Here is a 3,841-nt window from a genome sequence, read left to right as displayed (position 1 = left end):
GTGTGCGCCCAACGACCATCTATAGCAATATCATGATCCTCGCCATTGACACAGCCACCGACTGGATCGGCCTGGCCCTCCACGACGGCGCGGCGGTGCTGGCCGAATTCGGCTGGCGCAGCCGGCGCATGCAGACGGTCGAGCTGGCCCCCGCCCTGGCCCAACTGTGGGGCCGCGCCGGCGTCAGCGCCGCCGACCTGAACGCCGTCGCCGTCGCCATCGGCCCCGGCTCCTACACCGGCTTGCGCGTCGGCCTGGCCCTGGCCAAGGGTATCGCCCTCAGCCAAAAACTGCCCCTGGTCGGCGTGCCCACGCTCGACATCGTCGCCGCCGCGATCTGCCGCATGGAGACCGACCTGGTGGCCGTGGCCCAGGCCGGCCGCACGCGCCTCTGGGCCGGGCAATACCAATGGGTCCCCAAACGCGGCTGGGAGCGCATCGGCGAGCCGCTGCTGACCAGTTGGGACGATCTCATTCGCCGGCTGCAAGTGCCGGTCGCCTTCGCCGGGGAGATCGACGCCGCCGCGGCCAAGCTCATCCGCCGGACGAACCGCTCGGCCATCGTCGCCCCACCGGCCGAATCCGTCCGGCGCGCCGCCGTCCTGGCCGAACTGGGCTGGCTGCGCTGGAAGAGCAAGCAGGTGGACGACGCCGGCGCGCTCGCCCCCCTCTACCTGCGCGAGCCGGGTTGAGCGCGTGCTGAGCCTGCCCCCGCCCTACGCCCTGCGCCCGATGACCGTGGCCGACATCCCGGCCGTCCTGACCATCGACCGCGCCTCCTTCCCCACACCCGCCCATGAACAGCTCTACTACAACGAGCTGGTCGATAACCAGTTGTCCCACTACCAGGTGCTCACCCGCGCGGCTGAGAACGGCGAGACCATCCTGGGCTACGCCGGCTTCTGGCTCATCGCCGGCGAAGTCCATATCAGCACCATCGCCGTCGCGCCGGCCGAGCGCGGCCGGGGGTTGGGCGAGTGGCTGCTGCTCAACCTGCTGCGACTGGCCTGCGAGTTAGACCCGCTGCTCATCACGCTGGAAGTGCGCCGCGGCAACACCGTCGCCCAGGCGCTCTACGCCAAGTACCGTTTCGAGGAGGTCGGCGTGCGCCGCCGCTACTACCGCGACACGGGCGAGGATGCCCTGCTGATGACCGTCGATCTGAGCGCCCAGCCCGACTACTGCGCCTGGCTGGCCGGCCGCCCACTGCGGATCGAGCGCCGCGACGCTGTATAAGAGAGCACCCGAGGCAAACACATGCAACACGTATTCATCACCGGCGGGGCCGGCTTCATCGGCTGCAACAGCGCCGACCACTTTCTGCGCCAGGGCGCGGCCGTCACGATCTACGACAACCTCTCGCGCCGCGGCGGCCGGGCTAACCTGGAGTGGCTCCATACGCGCCACGGCGGCGAGCGCCTGCGCGTCATCGAGGCCGACATCCGCGACGACGCACGGCTGGCCGCGGCCGTGGCCGACGCCGCGCCCGACGTCGTCCTCCACCTGGCCGGTCAGGTGGCCGTCACCCAGTCCGTCGTCGACCCGCGCGAGGACTTCGAGATCAACGCCCTGGGCACGTTCAACGTCCTGGAGGCCGTGCGCCACGGCGCGCCCGGCGCGGCCCTCCTCTACGCCTCCACCAACAAGGTCTACGGCGGCATGGAGGATGTGACCATCGTCCGCGACGGCGCGCGCTACGCCTACGCCGACTACCCCCGCGGCATCCCCGAAAGCTTCCCGCTCGACTTCCACTCCCCCTACGGCTGCTCCAAGGGGGCCGGCGACCAGTACGTGCGCGACTACGCCCGCATCTACGGCCTGCGCACGCTGGTGCTGCGCCAATCTTGCATCTATGGCCAGCGCCAGTTCGGCGTGGAGGATCAGGGCTGGGTGGCCCACTTCGTCATCGCCGCCGCGCTGGGCCGCCCCATCTCCATATACGGCGACGGCCTGCAGGTGCGCGACGTGCTCTACATCGACGACCTCGTGGCCGCCTACCAGCTTGGCATCGACCGCATCGACGCTCTCAGCGGCGAGGTGTTCAACCTGGGCGGCGGGCCGGACAACACCCTCTCGGTCTGGTCGGAGTTCGGGCCGCTGCTAGAGGCGCTGGCCGGCCGTCCCATCCCGGTGCAGTACGGCCCGTGGCGGCCGGGCGACCAGCGGGTGTTCGTGGCCGGCATCGAGCGGGCGGCCGAGCGGCTGGGCTGGCGTCCCCGCGTCGCGCCGGCCGAGGGCATCCGGCGGCTCTACGAGTGGGTCTCGACCAACCGCGAACTGTTCTAGCGCTCTGTCGGAACACCAGCTTCGACCCGGCCCGATTCCATTTGCCGATCCTCCGCGGCCATTCTCCGTAAGCCTTTCGCGCGCCTCCTGCGTAAAGGAGGGGTAACAGGCGATTGGCAAGCGGGTTGAACGGACGAGGTGCTGAGTGAAATTGGCAGGCGTGGCGGCGCGGTTCTTTCTGTTCGTCCTTATCGGTGTGCTGACGGCGGCCGTGGGCGAGCTGCAATACTCCGTCTTCATTCGGGGCGACTGGGCCAACTGGTTCGGCTCGATGGCTTTCAACGCACTCTATCTGGCCGCGGCCTTCGGGGTGACGCGCCTACTGTTCCAGGTGGTGGGCCGAGGGCGGGTAGCTTTCCTGCTGTGCGCCGCCCTGGGGGCCGGCGGCGGGCTGCTGGTCGAGTGGTTCCTCATCGGCAACTCCCCCTGGGGCAACCCCGACGCCAGCCAGATCGGCATGGCGGCTTACTGGGCGTGCCTGGTCGTCGTGCCGCTCATCCTCGTCGAACCCGACGCCCGCCTGCGTCCGCTCCGGCGCGCCGTCGTCGCCTACGGCCTCGTCTATACCGCGCTGGCCCTGCTGGCCCACTGGCTGCTGCCGTCGGGCGACTGGCGCTATGCCTATCACCTCTGGTCGGTCATTCTGGGGTATGTGGGGTGGCTGGCGCTGTGTGTTGTTGGCTATCTACACGCTCATCGCATGTTGAGTTAGAATAAGCGCCATGTCTAACTTGAGCGTCGCCGAGCTTACCGTCGATGAATTTCGCGCCCTCATCCGTGAAGTGGTGACAGAAACACTCGCGGATTTGCTGACCGATCCCGATGAAGGCCTAGAATTGAGCGATGAATTTGAAGCTGAGCTCCACCAAGCGATGGAACGCTGGCGGGCCGGTCAACAACAGACGCACGCATTAGAAGATATTATTCATGACCTCAGCCTGGAATGACAACGCCCTACGCGGTTCATCTGACAGAAGTGGCCAAGGCCGACTTGGCTCGCCTCGATAAGGTAGTCGCCGTACGGGTTGTCAGGCGCATCCAATGGCTGGCCGAGAACATTGAGAGTACGTCACACAGCCTCTAGTTGGCCCTTGGCAGGGCCTCTACAAGATCCGAGTTGGCGACTATCGCGTTCTCTATCGGATCGAGCGACAAGAAGTTGCCTCTATTGTCGTGGAGTTCGTGCGGCATCGGCGTGAGGTCTACAAGTAGTCTCTCACTCAATCTCGATTTTCGTAATCGCCTCAAAATCCAACGACTTATCGCTGCCTAACACAGCGTGGAGCGCCAGTTGGGCGAACTGGAAGAACGCCTGCAGGTCGGCGATGCGATCCAGGTAGTAACGCGCCAACTGCTGCTCGTCGGCCGACAGCTGGCACTCGGCCGCCTGGAGCTTCTCGATGCTCTCCCCCAGCACGTGCAGCGCCAGTTGCACCTCGCGCTGCTCCCGGCTGCCCAACACGTTGCGGATCACCTGCCACATGTCCGACTCGGCCTTGTAGAACTTGCGCCGCTCGCCGCGCATCCACACCTCTTTAGCCATGCCCCAGCGCTC

The 3,841-nt window shown here is 66.8% G+C and carries 6 protein-coding genes and 1 pseudogene; 6 read left to right on the top strand and 1 reads right to left on the bottom strand.

What is annotated here, in order from left to right:
• From tsaB to ACE3UY_RS21050, 6 genes are all read left to right on the top strand, one after another.
• Nucleotides 1-692 (top strand): tRNA (adenosine(37)-N6)-threonylcarbamoyltransferase complex dimerization subunit type 1 TsaB (gene tsaB, locus ACE3UY_RS21075; RefSeq protein WP_374689444.1); only part of this gene is annotated, 692 nt, incomplete at its 5' end.
• A gap of 4 nt (nucleotides 693-696) precedes the next feature.
• Nucleotides 697-1,236, top strand: a complete 540-nt coding sequence (rimI, locus tag ACE3UY_RS21070; RefSeq protein ID WP_374689443.1) for a ribosomal protein S18-alanine N-acetyltransferase — start codon at nucleotides 697-699, stop codon at nucleotides 1,234-1,236.
• 21 nt (nucleotides 1,237-1,257) lie between these two features.
• Nucleotides 1,258-2,286 carry an SDR family NAD(P)-dependent oxidoreductase gene (locus ACE3UY_RS21065; protein ID WP_374689442.1) on the top strand — a complete coding sequence of 343 codons (1,029 nt, stop codon included), beginning with the start codon at nucleotides 1,258-1,260 and terminating at the stop codon, nucleotides 2,284-2,286.
• Between the two features lie 145 nt (nucleotides 2,287-2,431).
• The gene (locus tag ACE3UY_RS21060) at nucleotides 2,432-2,998 is read left to right on the top strand and encodes a hypothetical protein (protein WP_374689441.1); all 567 of its coding nucleotides are present in this window, start codon (nucleotides 2,432-2,434) and stop codon (nucleotides 2,996-2,998) included.
• Between the two features lie 10 nt (nucleotides 2,999-3,008).
• Nucleotides 3,009-3,233, top strand: a complete 225-nt coding sequence (locus ACE3UY_RS21055) for a hypothetical protein (protein WP_374689440.1) — start codon at nucleotides 3,009-3,011, stop codon at nucleotides 3,231-3,233.
• A gap of 163 nt (nucleotides 3,234-3,396) precedes the next feature.
• Nucleotides 3,397-3,498, top strand: a complete 102-nt coding sequence (locus ACE3UY_RS21050; protein ID WP_374689445.1) for a type II toxin-antitoxin system RelE/ParE family toxin — start codon at nucleotides 3,397-3,399, stop codon at nucleotides 3,496-3,498.
• Nucleotides 3,499-3,502: 4 nt separating this feature from the next.
• Here ACE3UY_RS21050 and ACE3UY_RS21045 read toward each other — a convergent pair.
• A pseudogene (locus tag ACE3UY_RS21045) lies at nucleotides 3,503-3,841 on the bottom strand (hypothetical protein); the annotation flags it as partial.

The sequence above is a fragment of the Promineifilum sp. (SeqCode) genome, assembly GCF_041918635.1.
Lineage (GTDB): Bacteria > Chloroflexota > Anaerolineae > Promineifilales > Promineifilaceae > Promineifilum.
The sequence above is the reverse complement of the archived record's forward strand: the minus strand, read 5'-3'. Positions and strand labels throughout refer to the sequence as shown.

What these genes read in the sequence shown, in the direction of transcription:
- ACE3UY_RS21065 (WP_374689442.1), top strand. Translation starts at nt 1,258, where the DNA reads ATGCAACACGTATTCATCACCGGCGGGGCCGGCTTCATCGGCTGCAAC.
- ACE3UY_RS21055 (WP_374689440.1), top strand. Translation starts at nt 3,009, where the DNA reads ATGTCTAACTTGAGCGTCGCCGAGCTTACCGTCGATGAATTTCGCGCC.